At 56.6% G+C, this 18,677-nt stretch carries 14 protein-coding genes; 7 read left to right on the top strand and 7 right to left on the bottom strand.

The genetic code is table 11. The annotated features are described in order from the left end of the window. Nucleotides 1-240 precede the first annotated feature (240 nt). The 5 genes from KW848_RS01970 to KW848_RS01950 all read left to right on the top strand — a co-directional run bounded on the left by KW848_RS01970 (nucleotide 241) and on the right by KW848_RS01950 (nucleotide 6,767). A complete protein-coding gene (locus KW848_RS01970) occupies nucleotides 241-3,732 on the top strand; it encodes a response regulator (RefSeq protein WP_218535103.1) in 3,492 nt (1,163 codons plus the stop codon). Beyond that, on the top strand, nucleotides 3,732-4,547 hold the full coding sequence (locus tag KW848_RS01965) for a protein-glutamate O-methyltransferase CheR (protein ID WP_192408432.1): 816 nt from the start codon (nucleotides 3,732-3,734) through the stop codon (nucleotides 4,545-4,547). The genes KW848_RS01970 and KW848_RS01965 overlap by 1 nt, the downstream gene beginning before the upstream one ends. Further along, nucleotides 4,544-5,137, top strand: coding sequence for a chemotaxis protein CheB (locus KW848_RS01960; RefSeq protein WP_218535098.1), 594 nt, complete (start codon nucleotides 4,544-4,546; stop codon nucleotides 5,135-5,137). The genes KW848_RS01965 and KW848_RS01960 overlap by 4 nt, the downstream gene beginning before the upstream one ends. Next, a complete protein-coding gene (locus KW848_RS01955; protein ID WP_192408434.1) occupies nucleotides 5,131-6,312 on the top strand; it encodes a hybrid sensor histidine kinase/response regulator in 1,182 nt (393 codons plus the stop codon). Before KW848_RS01960 ends, KW848_RS01955 begins: the two co-directional genes overlap by 7 nt. Before the next feature lie 77 nt (nucleotides 6,313-6,389). Continuing rightward, nucleotides 6,390-6,767 carry a response regulator gene (locus tag KW848_RS01950; protein WP_008146959.1) on the top strand — a complete coding sequence of 126 codons (378 nt, stop codon included), beginning with the start codon at nucleotides 6,390-6,392 and terminating at the stop codon, nucleotides 6,765-6,767. A 131-nt stretch (nucleotides 6,768-6,898) separates the two neighbouring features. Here the strand turns inward: KW848_RS01950 and KW848_RS01945 are convergent, their stop codons facing one another. From KW848_RS01945 to KW848_RS01915, 7 genes are all read right to left on the bottom strand, one after another. Continuing rightward, on the bottom strand, nucleotides 6,899-8,137 hold the full coding sequence (locus KW848_RS01945) for an acetyl-CoA carboxylase biotin carboxylase subunit family protein (protein WP_218535097.1): 1,239 nt from the start codon (nucleotides 8,135-8,137) through the stop codon (nucleotides 6,899-6,901). Between the two features lie 58 nt (nucleotides 8,138-8,195). Next, complete coding sequence (locus KW848_RS01940) at nucleotides 8,196-9,299, bottom strand: mandelate racemase/muconate lactonizing enzyme family protein (RefSeq protein WP_218535090.1); 1,104 nt, start codon at nucleotides 9,297-9,299, stop codon at nucleotides 8,196-8,198. Beyond that, nucleotides 9,289-10,368: a hypothetical protein gene (locus KW848_RS01935; protein WP_218535089.1), complete on the bottom strand. Its 1,080-nt coding sequence runs from the start codon at nucleotides 10,366-10,368 to the stop codon at nucleotides 9,289-9,291. Before KW848_RS01935 ends, KW848_RS01940 begins: the two co-directional genes overlap by 11 nt. 71 nt (nucleotides 10,369-10,439) lie before the next feature. After that, entirely contained in the window at nucleotides 10,440-11,411 is a 972-nt protein-coding gene (locus KW848_RS01930; protein WP_218535088.1) for a hypothetical protein, read from the bottom strand. Between the two features lie 382 nt (nucleotides 11,412-11,793). Then, entirely contained in the window at nucleotides 11,794-13,446 is a 1,653-nt protein-coding gene (locus KW848_RS01925) for an ATP-binding protein (RefSeq protein ID WP_256365008.1), read from the bottom strand. A 14-nt stretch (nucleotides 13,447-13,460) separates the two neighbouring features. Continuing rightward, nucleotides 13,461-14,963, bottom strand: coding sequence for an ATPase domain-containing protein (locus KW848_RS01920; RefSeq protein ID WP_218535083.1), 1,503 nt, complete (start codon nucleotides 14,961-14,963; stop codon nucleotides 13,461-13,463). A gap of 115 nt (nucleotides 14,964-15,078) precedes the next feature. After that, complete coding sequence (locus tag KW848_RS01915; protein ID WP_111449989.1) at nucleotides 15,079-16,134, bottom strand: lipopolysaccharide assembly protein LapB; 1,056 nt, start codon at nucleotides 16,132-16,134, stop codon at nucleotides 15,079-15,081. A gap of 204 nt (nucleotides 16,135-16,338) precedes the next feature. Between KW848_RS01915 and KW848_RS01910 the strand changes: the two genes are divergently transcribed. Together KW848_RS01910 and KW848_RS01905 are read left to right on the top strand one after the other, a co-directional pair. Then, the gene (locus KW848_RS01910) at nucleotides 16,339-18,486 is read left to right on the top strand and encodes an FUSC family protein (RefSeq protein ID WP_218535082.1); all 2,148 of its coding nucleotides are present in this window, start codon (nucleotides 16,339-16,341) and stop codon (nucleotides 18,484-18,486) included. After that, on the top strand, nucleotides 18,476-18,676 hold the full coding sequence (locus KW848_RS01905) for a DUF1656 domain-containing protein (protein WP_192408439.1): 201 nt from the start codon (nucleotides 18,476-18,478) through the stop codon (nucleotides 18,674-18,676). The genes KW848_RS01910 and KW848_RS01905 overlap by 11 nt, the downstream gene beginning before the upstream one ends. Nucleotide 18,677: the final 1 nt, after the last annotated feature.

The following is an 18,677-nucleotide window of genomic DNA, read 5'->3' as shown; positions in this document are numbered from 1 at the left end:
TTCGCGGTTGTCGGTCGATCGAAATCGCCGGGCTCTTGCTTGAGTAAGTGACGGAACCCGACAAGTTCCCACGCGGTAGAAAAAAGAATAGCCGCCCAAGTGCCGGCAAGGATAACCGCTCCTTTGCGGTGTAGCAGTAGAATGTAGGATTTTGCGCGGAAAGGTATCAGATAGTTGGATCAAACCGGCGCTTTTGGGGCAAACTCCTTGGTTTTCAACAGTTCGACAAGGTTTCCCCCCATGACATCCGCGTCTTCGGTTGATGAGCAACGATTCCGCAAACTCCTGAGCCGCAACCTCAGCCTGCCGTTAGGTGTCGGCGTGCTCAGTGCAGTGTTCTTTGTTTCGCTGATTACTTACCTTCTGTCGATGATCCAGTGGGTCGAGCACACTGACCGGGTGATCAATAACGCCAATGAATCGATCAAGCTGACCGTCGATCTGGAAACCGGTATGCGCGGCTTCCTGCTCACTGGCGACGAGCACTTCCTTGAACCTTACGAAACGGCCAAGCCGCGAATCGCTGTCGCCCTCAATACCTTGCTCGACCTGACCGCGGACAACCCGGTGCAGACCGATCGTCTGCACCGGCTCCAGGCCTTGCAGAATGAGTGGGCCACTTACGCGCAGTCCCTGATTGAATTGCAGCGATCCAGCGGCGATTACCGCAGCGCGGTCAAGGCCGGGCGCGGCAAGCGGCTGACCGATGAGATCCGCAAGCAATTCGAAGACGTGATCGACATGGAGCAACAGTTGCGCACCACGCGCAACGAAGAAGTGCGCCGTACCACGATCTGGAGCATCAGCCTTTACCTGTTATTCATCGCCGGGATCAGCGCCTTGCTGGCCTATATTGGTCGTCGGGATTTGCTCAATCTTTCGCAAAGCTACAGCGCCACCCTCGCCAGGCAACAGGCCAGTGCCCAGCGTCTGGAACAGCAAGCCTGGCTGCGCAATGGCCAGACTGAACTGGCCGAACAAGTGCTGGGGCAACTGTCGCTGAATCTGCTGGGTCGCAACATTCTGCAGTTCTGCGCGCAGTACCTGGGCACCGCCGTCGCTGCCATTTATGTCCGCGAAGACCATGGCGGTCTCAAGCGCATTGCTTCTTACGGTTTCTCCCGCGAGCAGGAAGCGCGCGAACAGCAGATTTACAACGATGAAGGCATAGTCGGCCAGGTAGCGCACCAGGCTCGCTTGATCCGTCTCGATGACGTACCGAGCGGTTACTTCAAGGTCAGCTCCGGCCTGGGTGAAGGTCTGCCGCACAGTGTGCTGGTGGTGCCGACCAGTGATGACGATCGGGTCAACGGTGTGATCGAGCTGGGTTTCCTGCGCCCGCTGACGGACCGCGATGTCGAATTGCTTGAACTGATTGCCGGCAACATCGGCACGTCCATCGAGGCCGCTCGCTATCGCCAGCGTCTGCAGGAAGTGCTGGCTGAAACCCAGCAGCTCAATGAAGAGCTGCAAGTCCAGCAGGAAGAACTCAAGACCGCCAACGAAGAGCTGGAAGAGCAGTCGCGGATTCTCAAGGAATCTCAGGTGCATCTGGAGACCCAGCAGGTCGAACTTGAACAAACCAATGAGCAACTCGCCGAACAGGGTCAGATCCTGGCGGACCAGCGCGACGCCATGGACCTGAAGAACACCCAGCTCAATCAGGCCCAGATCCAGCTCGAAGAACGCGCCGAAGAGTTGCAGCGCTCGAGCAAGTACAAGTCTGAATTCCTCGCCAACATGTCCCACGAGTTGCGCACGCCGCTGAACAGCTCGTTGATCCTGGCCAAGTTGCTGGCAGAAAACCCTCAGGAAAACCTCAGCGCCGAGCAGGTCAAGTTTGCCGAGTCGATTTATTCCGCCGGCAATGATTTGCTCAACTTGATCAACGACATTCTCGACATTTCCAAGGTCGAGGCCGGCAAGCTTGAGATGCGACCGGAAAACACCAGTGTCGCGCGTCTGGTGGATGGTTTGCGCGGGATGTTCCAACCCTTGGCGACCGACAAGAAACTGGATTTCCAGGTCGCAGTGCAGGCCGGTGCGCCGATGATGATCTTCACCGACCGCCAGCGTCTGGAGCAGGTGATCAAGAACCTGCTGTCCAACGCGGTGAAATTCACCGAAAAAGGCGAAGTCAGCCTGACAGTTGCCAGTCAGCCCGCCGACGGTATTGCCTTTATCATTCGCGATACGGGGATTGGCATTGCCGCGGATCAGCAGGACGGTATTTTCGAAGCCTTCCGCCAGGCCGATGGCACCACCAATCGTCGTTACGGCGGCACCGGCCTGGGCTTGTCGATTTCCCGTGACCTGGCCGCTTTGCTCGGCGGCTCCATCAGCGTCACCAGCGAGCCGGGGCAGGGCAGTGTGTTCACCCTGGTGTTGCCGCAGCAATACGTTGAACCGGGCGAAGAGCCTGTCGAACCGATGAGAGCCACGCCGGTTGCCATAACACCGAGAGTAACGCCCGCCGCGCCGGTGCCGTTGATTGCCGAAGTCGATATTCCGCGTTTCGACGACGATCGCACCAAAGCGCCATTCGCCACGCGTTGCATTCTGGTGGTGGAAGACGAGCCGAACTTCGCCAATATCCTTTACGACCTGGCGCATGAGCTTGGTTATCAGTGCCTGGTGGCGCACGGGGCGGACGAGGGTTACGACCTGGCCAGGGAATTCATCCCGGACGCCATTCTGCTGGACATGCGTCTGCCGGATCATTCCGGGTTGACTGTGTTGCAACGCCTGAAGGAACACGCCGAAACCCGACACATTCCGGTGCATGTGATTTCCGTGGAAGACCGGGTCGAAGCCGCGATGCACATGGGGGCCATTGGTTACGCGGTCAAACCGACCACCCGCGAAGAACTCAAGGACGTGTTTGCCCGCCTTGAGGCCAAGCTGACCCAGAAAGTCAAACGCGTCCTGCTGGTCGAAGACGATGATTTGCAGCGCGACAGCATTGCCCGGCTGATCGGTGACGAGGACATCGAGATCACTGCCGTTGGCCTGGCACAAGATGCGCTGGACCTGCTGCGCACGACGATTTTCGATTGCATGATCATCGACCTGAAGCTACCGGACATGCTCGGCAACGACTTGCTCAAGCGCATGTCCACGGAAGATATCTGCTCGTTCCCTCCAGTGATCGTCTACACCGGGCGCAACCTGACCCGGGACGAAGAAGCCGAGCTGCGCAAGTATTCGCGCTCGATCATCATCAAGGGGGCGCGCTCGCCAGAGCGTTTGCTCGATGAGGTGACACTCTTTCTGCACAAAGTCGAATCCGGGTTGTCCCATGAACGCCAGAGAATGCTCAAGACCGCGCGCAGCCGCGATAAGGTCTTCGAGGGTCGTAAGGTGCTGCTGGTGGACGACGATGTACGCAACATCTTCGCCCTCACCAGTGCCCTGGAGCAAAAGGGTGCAGTCGTGGTCATCGGCCGGAACGGCCGTGAAGCGATTGAAAGACTGAATGAAGTCGAGGACATCGATCTGGTGTTGATGGACGTGATGATGCCGGAGATGGATGGCTACGAAGCCACTATCGAGATCCGCAAGGACCCGCGCTGGCGCAAGCTGCCGATCATTGCGGTGACGGCCAAGGCCATGAAGGACGATCAGGAGCGCTGCTTGCAAGCGGGCTCCAACGATTACCTGGCCAAGCCCATCGACCTGGATCGCCTGTTCTCGCTGATTCGCGTGTGGTTGCCGAAGATGGAACGCATTTAGTGGAAAAGAACACTGAAATCGAATTGCGCTTGTTGATCGAGGCGATATACCTCAAATACAGCTATGACTTTCGCGATTACTCCGGTGCTTCGATCAAACGCCGGGTCAATCACGCGTTGAGCCAGTTCGAGTGCACGACCATTTCAGCGTTGCAGGAAAAGGTCCTGCACGACCCGGCGGCATTCATGCAGTTGTTGCAACTGCTGACGATCCCGGTCAGCGAAATGTTCCGCGACCCTTCGCATTTCCTGGCGATTCGCAGGGAAGTGGTGCCGCTGCTCAAGACTTACCCCTCGATCAAGATCTGGATTGCCGGTTGCAGCACCGGTGAGGAGGTCTATTCGATGGCCATTCTGCTGCGCGAAGAAGGCTTGCTCGATCGCACCATCATCTATGCCACCGACATCAATCCGCGCTCGCTGGATAAAGCCAAGCAAGGGATTTTCTCCATGGAGAGTGTCCGCGCCTACACTCATAACTACCAGCAGGCAGGTGGCCAGGGTTCGTTCGCCGAGTACTACACGGCGGCTTACGGTTACGCCATTTTCGACAAGACCCTGTGTGAGAACGTGACCTTCGCCGATCACAGCCTGGCGACTGACAGTGTTTTTTCAGAAACTCAATTGATTTCGTGCCGTAATGTTTTGATTTATTTCAATAAAAAGCTTCAGGATCGTGCTTTCGGTTTGTTCCATGATTCCCTTTGCCATCGAGGATTTCTGGTGCTGGGCAGCAAGGAAACCCTTGATTTCTCGTCTTACGGCAACCAGTTCGAACCGTTGGTCAAACAAGAACGGGTCTACCGAAAATCATGAACAGTGCAGCGGATCTGCCTTCTATAGAGGCTATTGTGATCGGCGCCTCGGCCGGCGGAGTGGAGGCATTGCTGAATATCCTCGGCTCACTGCGAGAGGGCTTCAAACTGCCGATCATTGTGGTTTTGCACTTGCCGGACGTACGTCGCAGTCATCTGGTCGAGGTGTTCGCACGGCGGGTAGCCATGCCTGTGCGGGAAGCCTGCGACAAGACGCTGGTCGAAGCGGGAACGCTGTATTTCGCGGCTCCGGGTTATCACTTGTCGGTGGAGCAGGACCGCAGTTTTTCCTTGAGCCTGGAAGCCCGCGTGCATTATTCGCGACCGGCCATCGATTACCTGTTCGAGTCAGCCGCCGATGCCTACGGTTCAACGCTGGCCGCGGTGTTGTTGACCGGCGCCAACCGTGATGGTGCCCGCGGCCTGGCCCAGGTCAAGCGTCGTGGAGGCATGACCATCGTTCAGGACCCGGACGAAGCCCAGGTCGCGACCATGCCCCGGGCGGCGCTTGATATACACCAGCCGGACCATATTCTCCCTATTCGCGGCATCGGCCGTCTGCTTGTCGAGCTGGAACGAATCGCATGCTAAGTAATATCCAGGCCAAACTGCTGATCGTCGACGACTTGCCGGAGAACTTGTTGGCGCTCGAAGCGTTGATCAAGCGCGAAGACCGTATCGTCTATAAAGCCTTGTCCGCCGACGAAGCCTTGTCGCTGTTACTGCAACACGAGTTCGCCATGGCCATTCTCGACGTGCAAATGCCCGGCATGAACGGCTTCGAACTGGCCGAGCTGATGCGCGGTACGGAAAAGACCAAGAACATTCCGATCGTGTTCGTCAGTGCGGGCGGTCGTGAACTGAACTACGCGTTCAAGGGCTATGAAAGCGGCGCCGTGGATTTCCTCTACAAGCCGCTGGATATCCATGCGGTCAAGAGCAAGGTCAACGTGTTCGTCGAACTGTATCGCCAAAGCAAGGCGATGAAACAACAGGTCGAAGAGCTGGAGCAAAGCCGCCGCGAGCAGGAAGCGCTGCTCAAGCAGTTACAGAGTACCCAGCTGGAACTGGAGCAAGCGGTGCGCATGCGCGATGACTTCATGTCCATCGTTGCCCACGAAGTCCGCACGCCACTCAATGGCCTTATCCTCGAAACCCAGTTGCGCAAGATGCACCTGGCCCGGGACAACGCGGCGGCGTTCACCCTGGACAAAATGCACGCGATGGTCGATCGCGATGAGCGGCAGATCAAAAGCCTGATTCGCTTGATCGAGGACATGCTCGATGTGTCGCGCATTCGCACGGGCAAGTTGTCGATCCGACCGACGCGCTTCGATCTGTCGGCGCTGGTTCGCGACTTGTTGCAGAACTTTGCACCACAGATCGATGCTGCCGAGTCCTCGGTCACCCTGGAGGCCGAGCAACCGGTGCTGGGCAGCTGGGACGAATTTCGCATTGAACAGGTGATGTCCAACCTGCTGACCAATGCTTTGCGCTACGGCGCCAAGAGTCCGATCACCGTTAAGGTGTACAGTGAGAGTGGTCAGGCTTGGGTGGAAGTGCGCGATCTGGGGATCGGCATCGGCGAAGAGAACCAGAAGCGTATTTTCCAGCAGTTCGAACGCGTCACGGCTAAACACGCTGTCGCGGGGCTGGGCCTGGGGTTGTTTATTTCCGAGCAGATTGTGGCCGCCCATGGCGGTTTTATTACCGTCGAAAGCCGGATTGGCGAAGGCGCCTTGTTTCGCGTTTGTCTGCCGCTGTAGGAAAACAGCCAGATAAACGCAACCTCTGATCGACCCCACGGTCGTATCAGCAGCTATTGACCGAACAAAGGCTTCCCATGAGTGAAGATGCACAAGACGTCGTATTGATCGTCGAAGATGACCCCTCGATTTTGATGGTGCTGTCTGCCTATCTGTCGGGTGAGGGCTACCGGGTATTGCAGGCCGAAAACGGCGAGCAGGCCTTCGAAATTCTGTCGAGCAAACCGCACCTGGACATGATGATCACCGATTTCCGCCTGCCGGGCGGGATCTCTGGCGTGCAGATTGCGGAACCTGCCGTGAAGCTGCGACCGGAGCTCAAGGTGATCTTTATCAGCGGTTATCCGCAGGAGATCCGCGAGACGGACAGCCCGATCACCCGTAAGGCGCCGATCCTGGCCAAGCCGTTTGATCTGGATGTGCTGCAGGAGCTTATGCAGGAAATGCTCTCGTAAGACCTGTCGGGGGATTTCGGCACCAAACCTTCAGGTGGGGGCAGCCGTGAACTGCGATCTTTTGAAATACTTGAAAAATCAGAAGATCGCAGACGCGGCGGATGCGACTCACCAGTGGGAGAGTGCACCCATCAAGCGAAGCTCATCCTGGATTCAATCGTCGACGTCAATTCAAGCAGCTGCGCGCAGAGATCTGTGTACTCAGTGGAACAGCTTATGACTTCACCCAAAAAGTCTGAGTTGTCTTGAGGGATATCCGTGACGCGCTCTCCAGGTTGTTTCGTATATCGATAATCTCGCACGTCGATTCCGAGCTCGGCCGCGATTTGCCCAATGTCCGGAAGCGCAGTCAAAACCCCTGACACCGGTGCTTTAATCAGCCGAATACCGGAGTAGCACAGAGGATCTGGCGACCTCTCGTCGACAACGCCAGTGACAGCCCACCGCACCCAGATCTCCCAGGGATCCAGATTTTTAAACGACAACGCAGCCAAGTCCCAAATGTGCAGGCCGGCTGGCCGCATGTTTGTTTCTACTGCGGCAGTGAGTCCGGGGCGCGAGAATATTTCGTTGTGGTAGGCGCCGCCGTCTGGAACCAGTCGCCGCATGTGATTCCCGGCGGCGTCAACCTGACGACGGATATCTTCTGGCAATGGTGCAGGCACAATTTGTTGTACTTCTGCGCGGTATAGCCCCGTTGTTGTATGTTTCTCCGTTATCCACGAGCATCCCGCCACGTAATCCCAACTGTACTCTTGAGCATTCTCGATCAATTCTTCGACGATAATTCCACTGTCGTGATATTGCCTTAAGTCTGCCCAGATGATTTCGCAGTGCTCGATGGAGGGGACGACATGGCAACCACGACTATTTCCTTCGTTCACCGGCTTGACGAAAGCTCGCCCACCGAGCTCAGCTACAGCGTTCTGGAACTGCGCCTTTGATCGTACATGAACGCAACGAACAGGTTTGTACGCTGGAGCGTGAGCTTTACTTTGTGCGTCCCGGTTGCGAAACGCATGCTTGTCGAGGCCTGCAAGTGCATCGTGCGGCGTTACTCCAGCAAGCCCGAAATGCTTGGCCAGTGTGGCGCCAAGCAGCACGCCACGGTCTGAAAATGGCAGGATGCCGATGGGTTTGAGCTCAAGCCGATCAAGCTCTGCGCACACCCATCGAGTCGACGTTTCTACGGCGTCATTCCCAAGGGGGCACGCGACTAATTCATCGGCGGCGTGACGATCGGCTTCTTCGATCTTTTCTGTCACAAGTAATAACTTCGCGTCGAAGAGTTGATGGCAAGCTCGTTGAATTTTGGGGATGTCGTAAATACGGACGTTGTTGTATCCAACGACGATCAAGCATTTTTCCATGTCGGTCTTATCCTTTGATTGAGGCGCAATGAACGTATTCGACTCCGATAGCCGCACGTCAGCTAATACTGAGCACCGGCTCCAAGCCCTCGATTCGTTGTATTCCCAGACCCGGCTTATCACTCAAGAGAAGCGTATTTATCGACATCGTCGCGCCACCGATTACGGGATTGCGAGTGATCAACGCCATAGCGTCGAGATCAATGAATCTGAAATTCCTGCCTGAGCAAAAACTCGCCATTGCAGCTATCGCGATGGGAGACTCCATGAGACACGTCGCCGCACAAATCCTGGAGTGCAGGCGAGCGAGGTCGTAAGCCGATCTTGCGGAGCGGATACCCCCCAGCTTCATCAGTTTTATGGCGAGCCCGTCTACAATTCCGTGTTTTACCAAATCGGCTGCGTCAAGTAGCGATGAGCAACTCTCATCTGCCAGCACAGGAACACGCGAGGCGGCGGTGACTCGACCAAGGCAGGACCTCTCGGTAAATAGCACAGGTTGTTCTATAAAAGAGAGATTCATTGCGGTAGCTTCGACATGTTCGGCAAATCTCAGCGCATCGTTTTCACTCCATGCCTGATTGGCGTCGACTCCGATTTCAATATGTCCCCCAACCGAGCGACGGATCTCTCGAACCCGTCGGAGGTCGTCCTCAATACCCTGTTCGGAGCCAAGTTTAAGCTTCAAGGTAGTGAAACCGTTGCTGACAGCGGCAGCAGCATCGCTCACCATCTCATCAAGCGTGTTGTGGGAAATCGAGATGCCCGTCGTTATCTGCTGGCTGTCACCACCCAGGAAACGATAAAGCGGAAGGCCGGCGGCTTGAGCCATAAGGTCGTGTAGCGCTATGTCGATTGATGCTTTTGCGGCTGTGTTCCCGGCAATGGAATGATCCAGCGACGTTAGGATCGCTTCAAACTTCGAAACATCCTTGCCCATCAAGGTGGGTGCAAATACGTTTCTCACTGCCGATATTATCGAATCGACGCTTTCGCCGTTCATTCGCAAAGAGGGTGTACCTGCTCCGTAGCCACGCAAGCCGCAATCCGTCTCTATCTCGATGACCACGTCCTCGATGTATTGAACACGGCGAAGGCATGACACAAACGGTTTTCGAAGGGGGATGCGCAGCAAACTGATGGACACTCTGTTAATTCGCATCGTATTTCCTGAGTTTCGGTCGATAAGCCGAGCTTGAATTTAGAATGATCATCACCGCAACAACGATGAAAGCCATCCCGGTCAATGCCAGGATTGGGCCAGATATTTCCAGAGGGGCGTAACGTGAGACCAGGGCGCTTAGTCCTCCACCAGCCCCGACCGCAAGCTCTTTGATAAAAAGACAGTTGTCTTTCGCTCCAAATACGTCCAGGTAGCTGGCAAAACATTCAACTAACGAGAGCATCATTACCCATACAAGTGCGCCGGTGAATGTCGCTGCATGGAAAGGCCCGGGCAGCGCTATTACGCAGAGGCCGCAGAACATTGCCAGCCACGTGGTGATCATCGAAACTCTGTCACCAGTGAACTTGCCCATAACGCTGATAACTGGTTTTTGAAGAATGACGATGAACACGCTACTGGCCAAGACAACCATTCCATACCACGGGGCGAGTGATCCAGTTGTCGACACGATATATTGGGGCAGCAGGGTAAACGGGCTGTACAGTTTGATGCCCATTGTTAAACCCAGGAGCACCCATGCCAATTGAATGGATCTGGACGCAGTGCTTCCTGCGGGTAATTCGACACGGGTCCGGGAGGAAACGATACTTCGAGCCACATACGCCGCCAGTAACAGAAGTATGAAGCTTGTCAGCGCTATTACAGTGTTGCTTTGGGCTGGAATTGAAAGAGCGATGCCGGCCAGGATGACACCTGAGTTTATTGCAACCTTGTTTCGCGCCGCTGCACCGATGTTTTCGGAGGCGTACGCTCTAATCAGATAACCCGCCACGCTAACACCGGTCGCCAGACATATCGCTCCCGCAATGAGGAATATCTGGCCTGGGATCAAGAGCAATACAGCACCCAACGCGGCTAACAATGTGGCTGCCAGGATTGCGTTAGCCCTGAAGTGCGTAAAAAAGAACGGCGAAAAAACCAGAAAAAAGCGGCTACCGAAAACAAGTATCGCATTCGAAATGGGATCAAACCAGACGGTAGCGCGACCCAGAATCGTGTAGAACGAAGTCGCAATAATGAGTCGAACGATGAAGGCTCCTTTCATTGGATATCCTTATGGTAGGCATACAACGATGTGGTTCTGAAATTCAAGCGAGGGCCGTACTTCTGACTGCTTTAGAGATACGCGTCATATCCGGGTGATAAAGACAAATTGTGTCTCGGTCCTTTGCTACGAAACAACAGGCGGGGTGTTTCGTTGAGCTTTATCCTCCGTGCATGAGTGGCTGCGGTATGGATGTCCAGATTTAAAATGGGACGGGCATGCAGCACCTTATGGTTCGCTAAAATAAGAAAGGTACCCGTGGTAGCGGCTGAACAGATCGGGGTCCACGACGGTATTCGCTGCCTTATGATTCGAATCAATTGACTGTCGACAGGGTTGGTTGGCACCATGCGCGCGCCGATATCAGTATCAATACGGAAGTCGAGGTAAACCTGTATTCCGTAGGTTGGATCGTACTGGATCAGTTTTCTCTCATGACTTTTCAAAAGTTCAACGTTTTTTCCCGATCGAAAGCGTGCGCTCATTTGCGCAAGTTGCTTCAGCTCTGTATCACTGAGACAGTCAATAATATTCTTAGCAAGAAAACACTGTGTTGGCGTGCATGTCTCATCGCGACAGACGGTTAGTGCGAGAAGATCGGTTGATTCAACTTCGTACAGATCATCGGAATGAGGCGTGATGTCACCATAGCCATTTCCCCAGTTTCGATACTTTTCGGCATTTTCTTTGAGGAATATCGCTTTATGATTTTCATAAGGATACTTGATGTCCCGAAGATGGAAAAGTTCGCACAATGCTTCGTGAACTATAAAGGCGAGGCGGTAATTGTCCGTTCGGAACACGCCTGTCAAGCATACTGCTGAGACGCCATTCTTTCCGACACTATCAAAGTAACGCTTGTCGTCTTCACGCAATGTATCGCTGAACAGGGAAATTAGCTGAAGCTTCAAAGCGTGATTTGACAGGTCGGGCTGGTGATTTGTCCACCAGACTTCAACTGGGTCACAGATATATCCTACGTCTCGCGTGAAAACTCGCTCATGACGAAGGTGGTCGTGTATGAACTTCGGAGTCAATTCCATTTAAAGTTCCTTTTAAAACGAATTTTGGAGATATCCATATCTCGCGCAGCGCATACAGATTTTGTATTGCGCCATGGTGCAATACAAAATTAAACAGAAAACCAGGTGGTTTAACTTGCGTGTTTATATTCTTTGAGTTCGTCGCCGTTAACATCGCTTCTAAGATTGGACCCCAAGGCGAAATTTAGGCAATACAAAATTAATGTATAAATATTACGGCGCGAATCAGATTCGGGGCTATCAAAGAAGGGTACTGGCCGTGCCAAGAAGAGGCCGGTTCAGTCCTGCGATCCGCTGTCAGCTACTGTTCCACCGCTCTAGCGCAGCAGTCAGCGACCCCTATGGGGGTGAAAAGTGAACCTGACCCATGGACGCAGACGTCTCACACGCGGATCATCTCCCGCACCTTCGCCGTCAACAGGTCGAAGGTGAAGGGCTTCGTGATCATCTGCATGCCTGGATCAAGGAAGCCACCGCGCACCGCCGCGTGCTCGGCGTAGCCGGTGATGAACAACACCTTCAGATCAGGCCGGTATTGCCGGCCGATTTCCGCCAGTTGCCGGCCATTCATGCCGGGCAATCCAACGTCGCTGATCAACAGATCGATACGCTGCCCGGAATCGAGAATCGGCACCGCGCTGTCCGCATCGCCCGCCTCGACGAAGGCATAGCCCAGGTCACTCAAGACTGTACTGACCAACACCCGCACCGCCGGATCGTCCTCGACGATCAGCACCGTTTCGCCATTGCGCGCGAACGGAGCGTGCTGGACGTTCACCGGGCTGTCCTTAGGCAGGTCACCGTCGAATCGCGGCAGAAACAGACTCACCGTGGTGCCTTCGCCTACTTCACTGTGAATGGCGACGTGGCCGCGTGATTGCTTGCTGAAGCCATAGATCATCGACAATCCAAGGCCTGTGCCCTGACCGATAGGCTTGGTGGTAAAGAACGGGTCAAAGGCCCGGTTGACGGTGCTTTGCGGCATGCCACACCCGGTATCCGTGACGCTCAGCACCACGTAATCACCCGGTTGAAGGTTGCTTTGCGTCTCGGTGAAGTCGCGGTCCAGATACTGATTGCTGGTTTTTACCACCAGTTTGCCGCCATCGGGCATCGCATCCCGAGCATTGATCACCAGATTGAGCAGGGCGCTTTCCAGTTGATTGGGGTCAGCCTCGGCCACCCAGAGTTGCTCGTTCAGCTGCATGTCCAGCTGAATGGTTTCGTTGATGCTGCGCTGAAGCAGTTCGCCCATGGACACCACCAGGGTATTCATCTCCACGGGTTTGGAGTCCAGCGACTGACGCCGGGAGAACGCCAGCAGGCGGTGGGTCAGGCCCGCCGCGCGGTTGGCTGAGGTCACGCCGAGGTCGATCAGGCTGTCCAGATCCTCGGTGCGCCCACGGGCCAGACGTCGGCGCAGCAGCTCAAGGCTGCCGATGATGCCGGTCAACATGTTGTTGAAGTCGTGGGCAATGCCACCGGTGAGCTGGCCGACGGCTTCCATCTTCTGCGATTGGCGCAGGGCTTCTTCATTGTGTCGCAGCTGGGCGGTGCGTTCCTCAACCTGCTGTTCAAGGGTTTCGAGGGTGTTTTGCAGTCGCAATTCGCTTTGACTCAAATCGATCAGCCGGTCCCTGGCTTCGTACTGTCGTCGACGACCGCGCAATGCGGTGGTCACCAGGCTGATCAACGTGACCGGGTGAAAAGGGCGCTCAAGAAAGGTCACGTTCCCCAGCTGTGGGCCGTAGCGCGACGCCGGGTTCTGTTCCGGGCCGCCATGGTAGGTCATCAATACAATCGGCAGGTCGGACCAGGCCGGCTGTTGCTCGATCAGCCCGAGCAGCGGTTCAAGATCACCGCCCAGCAAGGCCTCGGAAGAGATCAGCAGTAATCCTGCCCCTTGCTGCAGTTCGCTGCACAACGCCACCAGGTCCCGAGTAATGACCCCGTCGTAACCCGCTTCATTGAGCATCATCAGCGCAATCTGGCTGTCGCGACCCAGCGGCGCGAGAATGATTGCACGCTCGGACATCGCTTCCCGGGCGATCACGGGCTTTGTTCCTCAAGCAGAGGATTGCTGGCGCCCAGATAGGTCGGGACACCGCGCAATACCCCCTGAAATGCATCCAGCGGTTCACCAATGGTCATGCCCTGAGCGCTGATGCGGTATTCACGAATGGTCGATTCATGGCTGCCCGTGCGTTTCTTGATGATCGAAATCGCCCGGCGCACCTTGCCCAGTGCCTCGAAGTAGCGCAGCAGGACGACCGTGTCGGCCAGATAGGTGATGTCCACGGGGGCCTGCATGTCACCGACCAGTCCATGCTGGGCGACGGTCATGAAGGTCGCGGCACCCTGGCGATTGAGGTACAGCAGCAACTCGTGCATGTGCAGTACCAGGGAGTTTTCTTCGGGCATCGCTGCCTGATAGCCATTGATGCTGTCGATCACCACGGTTTTGATGTTGCGCTCATCGACGCAGCGACGAACCCGGTAGGAAAACTCCCCGGGGGACAACTCGGCCGCGTCCACTTGCTCGATCAGCAGGTTGCCGGTGTCTTGCAACGCCTGGAGGTCGATGCCAATGTTCTTCATGCGTTCGAACAGCAACCCGAGCTCTTCATCAAAAATAAACAGCGCGGCTTTTTCGCCACGGGCCACGGCGGCAGCGGCGAAGATCATCGAGATCAGCGATTTGCCGGTACCGGCCGGGCCGAGGATCAACGTGCTGGACCCGGTCTCGATCCCGCCACCGAGCAAGGCATCCATTTCCCTGATGCCGCTGGACAGTTGCTGACGGATATAGCGACCGCGATGCTCGGCAGCCACCAGGCGCGGAAACACATGAACGCCATCGCCCATGATGGTGAAGTCATGAAACCCGCCACGGTACTTCTGGCCACGGTACTTCACCACACGGATTCGCCGGCGCTCGGCGCCATAATTTGGGGTCAGTTCCTCAAGGCGAATGACGCCGTGGGCCACACTGTGCACGGTTTTGTCGAGGGATTCGGTGGTCAGGTCGTCCAGCAACACCACCGTGGCGTCATAGCGCACGAAGTAGTGTTTGATCGCGAGGATCTGGCGACGGTAGCGCAATGAGCTTTGGGCCAGCAGACGGATCTCGGAAAGACTGTCGAGCACCACGCGGGTCGGCTTGACCCGTTCGACCACTTCGAAAATCTGCCTGGTGGCTTCGCCCAGTTCAAGGTCCGAGGAATACAACAAGCTCTGCTGATGCTCAGCATTGAGCAGGCTTTCCGGGGGCGTCAACTCGAAGATGTGGATGTTTTCATCCAGCTCCCAGCCGTGGGACAACGCACCCTGTCGCAGCTCCCGCTCGGTTTCCGACAACGTGATGTACAACGAGCGTTCGCCGGCACGAGCGCCGGCCAGCAGGAAATGCAAAGCGACGGTGGTTTTGCCGGTTCCGGGTTCCCCCTCCAGTAAAAACACATGCCCGCGGGACAAACCACCGGCCAGGATGTCATCCAGACCTTCGATGCCGGAGGCGGCTTTTGCACTGATCAACTCGTTTGATGTAGACAAAAAATGCCCTCTCATGACTAGGGGAAACGAGGCAGCAGGCCGTAGCGCCTGAATGGACTGCCTGTTCTCTTGACCCTTGGCCGAGACGACGAGTTCAACGAAATTTTTGCTGTTGTTAAAGCCCTTGCTGCAAGGCGGGGTCGTCGGGATTGAGTTGTTCAAGTTGCGCCAACAGAATCTGTACGTTTTGCAGCTGGCCGCTTTCTTTCCAGTAGTTGATCAACAGTACCCGGGCTCTTCGGTCGGCCGGGTGGCGCTGGACGATCTCCTGCAGTTGTTTCTGCGCTGCTTCCAGTTCCTGTTCAGCGTGTAGCGTGGTGGCCAGGTCGTAGCGGTAATCCTTGTTGTCCGGCTCCAGCTCCACGGCTTTGGAAAGGCCGAGGAGGGCGAACTCACTTTGCCCGTGATGCAACAGCCAGAGTCCCAGGGCATGTTGCAGGTAGGCCGAGTCGGGCTGAGCCTTCAGTTGCTTGGCCAACAGTTGCCGGGCCGCATCGTTTTGGCCCAGGCGATCCAGCACGTCGATTTGCATCACCAGCGCGGGCAGGTTGCCGGGCGCAAGACGCAAGGTGTTCTCCAGCGCCTGCTGCGCCTCTTTCAATTCGGCATTGTGCAGATGCAGCCGAGCCAGTTGATATTGGTTGTCGGCGCTTTCCGGTTGACTCTTCAGGTCCTGTTCCCAGGCATCAATGGCTTGCTCCAGCGGCCCGAAGTACAAACCGAGATCGTCCGGCGATAGCCCCAGCAAGGCATTCACGGCGGCATAGCGGACGCGCTGTTCGCTGTCATCGAGTAACGGGCCCAGCAGCAGGCTGCGCTGACCGCTGGGCACCAGACCGCTGATGCTTTTGATCGCCGCGATGCGCACGTCCGGTGATTCATGCTGCAAGTCCGCATCCGCCAGTTTCAGGGCCACGGAGCTGGGGTAGTTGGGCAGTTCGGCATGCAACCAGACGCGGCGTTTGGGCGATATATCGGGGCGGCCCAATTGCTGGTAAAGAACCCGCGCTGCACCCGGTTGGCCCGCGCGCGCCTGATTCAGCGCCTCGCTGTAGCCACGCTTGATCGCCTCCGGCACGGCAGGGGGTGTGCTGCGCAGGAAAAACCAGGCAAGGCCGATGGCAAACAGGACGCAGAGGCTGATGAGCAGGTAGCGGCGAGACTGGGGCATGCAGGAATCCGGGAGCTGGCAAGCTGTTGCAAAGGTGCCAGCTTCGGTCAGCCAAGGCTGTGAGTCAAACCCAGACTCAGTTCAATTCGTTAGTCAGGCAATTCGAGGCTGGCTGGCTTTTCAATGATTTTGCCTACAGGTTGCGTCGATATTGAAACCCGTCGAGGCGCCTTGGCAGTGACTACGCTTGCTGGAGATGACTCAATGAGCGCTCCCATGCAACCGCTGCTTCAGTACTTCAAGGCGATACTCAACCCCGGGTCCGGCGTGGCGTTGTTCGCTCTGCGGACCATCGTGGCCGGGCTGCTGACGTTGTATCTGGCGTTCCTGTTCGACCTTGAACAACCCAAGTGGTCGATCATGGCGGTGGTCATCGTCAGCCAGCCATTGGGTGGCATGGCCCTGGCCCGAAGTTTCGGCCAGGTCATCGGTACCACGCTAGGGGCGGTCGTGGCGGTGTTGATCATGGCGATCTTTCCCCAGGCGCCCCTGCCTTTCATCCTCACCCTGGCCTTGTGGCTGGCGCTGTGTACCGCCGGCGGCACCTTGTTGCGCTACACCAGTTCCCAGGCGTTTGTTTTGAGCGGGTACACGGCAGTGGTCGTGGCACTGCTGGCGGTACCCGATCAGGGCGGTACGTTCCTTCTAGCCGTCACCCGCGTGACCGAGACGCTATTGGCGGTGGCTTGTGTGTGCGTGGTCAGTCTGCTGACCGCGCGACCGGAAGCGGTGGCCCGGGATTACTTCGCCAAGATCGATCAGGTCATCAAGCTGCTCGCGACCCACGCTGCTGCCGTCATTCGAACCGAAGAAAGCGAGGCCGATTTCCATCGGCGGCAGATGCAACTGCTCGGCTCCATCAGCGCCCTGGAAGGTGTAAGGCGGCATTTGTATTACGACGCACCCCGATTGCGCAGCGCCAATGGTCTGGTGCAACTGCTGGGCAATCAGCTGGTGCTGCTAACCTCGCGGCTGACGGCGCTACGTCACCAGCGGCAACTGCTGGCCGAGCGCTGGAAAGGAGCGTTGCCCGAAGAGATACAGCGTTTGCGTGGCGAAGAACTGGCGTTTCTCGATGAATTGGCCCTGCAAGGGCGCTCACTGTCGACCGAAGCGCGGCACCCTTTCGCGGCGCTGCAACAGCGTTTCGATGATCAAGCCTATAAGGCAGAACAACTGACCGAGACGATGCCTGCCACGCTGCGTTCACTGGCCTGGTCACTGCGCTGGGAGCAGGCGCGGATGCTGGAGCAACTGGGGCAGATTCTGGAGCTGAGCGACGCGATTCAGGAAGGGCGTGCGGCCAGCAGCATGTTTCGCGGCCAGGAGAATCCGCTCCACCTGGATTTCACGTTGGCGGCAATGAACGCGATCCGCGCATTTACCGCGTTGCTGGTGGCCGGCCTGATCTGGATCGAGACCGCCTGGGACGGAGCGCGTGGCGGGATGATCGTGGCGGGAATTCTCTGTTCGCTGATGGCGACTTTTCCAAGGCCGTTGCTGGCCAGCCAAAGCTTCGCCAGGGGGCTGGGTCTGGCCTTGGTGGTCTCGGCGTTGTATCTGTTCCTGCTGATACCGATGATCAGTGACTTCGAGTTACTCGCCTTGTTGTTAACCCCATTGCTGTATGCCGTCGCGGTGGGGTTGTCCAGTCCGGCCACCACGGGCACAGGCATTGGTCTTGGACTGACGACAATGCTGTTGTTGGGCCCGCAAAACACGGAAATCGGCCAAAACAGTGCCATTCAGTGGTTCGAGTTTGCCGGTTCGTATGTCTGCGCAGCCGCGCTGGCGCTCAGTGTCTACGCCTTGATCTTCCCGTTCAGGCCCGATTTACGGATGCGTAGACTGTTCAATGAGAACTGTGAGCAGGTCCACGCATTGCTGAAGACGCCGGCCACCGATGAGCAGCAATTTGCGTTTGAAAGTCGCATGGTCGACCGCCTGACCATGATGTTGGGACTGTTGCCGGCCACCAACGACAAGCAATCGAGCGAGCTGTTCGAAGTCAGTCTCGGGTGCATGGCGCTGGGTGTGGCGTTGAACCAACTCAGGCAACAGGGGCAAAGCAACACCTTGCTCAGTACTGATCAGCAAAACCGTTTGCTGGCGGCGGTTCGTGAGACAGGACGATTGATTGCCGGGCGGCCCGGGATTGACCTTGAGCAGTTGCTCGGAAAGCTGCGTGTCTTGGGTGATGAAATGGACGACCTGCATTTAGACGTTCATGAACACCTGTGGTCGGTCTTCAGGATGCGCGTGGCGTTGTTGATCGTGGTGTCGTTTCTGGAGCGACATCGCCAACACTTTCAACCCGCAGAAACGGAAGGAGTGCCAGCCCTTGCCCATTGATTTCGAATTGGGTGGCGTCTACTTGCCGCCGATTGCCCAGGCGTTATTGCTGGCCTTGCCGATTTACTTGCTGCTGGACTGGATCTTGCGCCGTGCTGGCGTGCTGCGGTTCGTCTGGCATGAAGCCTTGTTCGAAGGCGCGTTGTACGCCTGCGTTTGCGCAACGCTGATTCTGGTGATGGGAGCTTGAT

It is taken from the genome of Pseudomonas sp. PDM25, assembly GCF_019219045.1.
In the GTDB taxonomy this organism is placed as follows: domain Bacteria; phylum Pseudomonadota; class Gammaproteobacteria; order Pseudomonadales; family Pseudomonadaceae; genus Aquipseudomonas.
The sequence above is the reverse complement of the archived record's forward strand: the minus strand, read 5'-3'. Positions and strand labels throughout refer to the sequence as shown.

Excerpts from the sequence above, each read along its gene's own strand:
- KW848_RS01960 (WP_218535098.1), top strand. The coding sequence starts at position 4,544 with ATGAACAGTGCAGCGGATCTGCCTTCTATAGAGGCTATTGTGATCGGC.
- KW848_RS01910 (WP_218535082.1), top strand. The coding sequence starts at position 16,339 with ATGAGCGCTCCCATGCAACCGCTGCTTCAGTACTTCAAGGCGATACTC.
- KW848_RS01950 (WP_008146959.1), top strand. The coding sequence starts at position 6,390 with ATGAGTGAAGATGCACAAGACGTCGTATTGATCGTCGAAGATGACCCC.
- KW848_RS01930 (WP_218535088.1), bottom strand. The coding sequence starts at position 11,411 with ATGGAATTGACTCCGAAGTTCATACACGACCACCTTCGTCATGAGCGA.
- KW848_RS01955 (WP_192408434.1), top strand. The coding sequence starts at position 5,131 with ATGCTAAGTAATATCCAGGCCAAACTGCTGATCGTCGACGACTTGCCG.
- KW848_RS01935 (WP_218535089.1), bottom strand. The coding sequence starts at position 10,368 with ATGAAAGGAGCCTTCATCGTTCGACTCATTATTGCGACTTCGTTCTAC.
- KW848_RS01970 (WP_218535103.1), top strand. The coding sequence starts at position 241 with ATGACATCCGCGTCTTCGGTTGATGAGCAACGATTCCGCAAACTCCTG.
- KW848_RS01915 (WP_111449989.1), bottom strand. The coding sequence starts at position 16,134 with ATGCCCCAGTCTCGCCGCTACCTGCTCATCAGCCTCTGCGTCCTGTTT.
- KW848_RS01945 (WP_218535097.1), bottom strand. The coding sequence starts at position 8,137 with ATGGAAAAATGCTTGATCGTCGTTGGATACAACAACGTCCGTATTTAC.
- KW848_RS01940 (WP_218535090.1), bottom strand. The coding sequence starts at position 9,299 with ATGCGAATTAACAGAGTGTCCATCAGTTTGCTGCGCATCCCCCTTCGA.
- KW848_RS01925 (WP_256365008.1), bottom strand. The coding sequence starts at position 13,446 with ATGTCCGAGCGTGCAATCATTCTCGCGCCGCTGGGTCGCGACAGCCAG.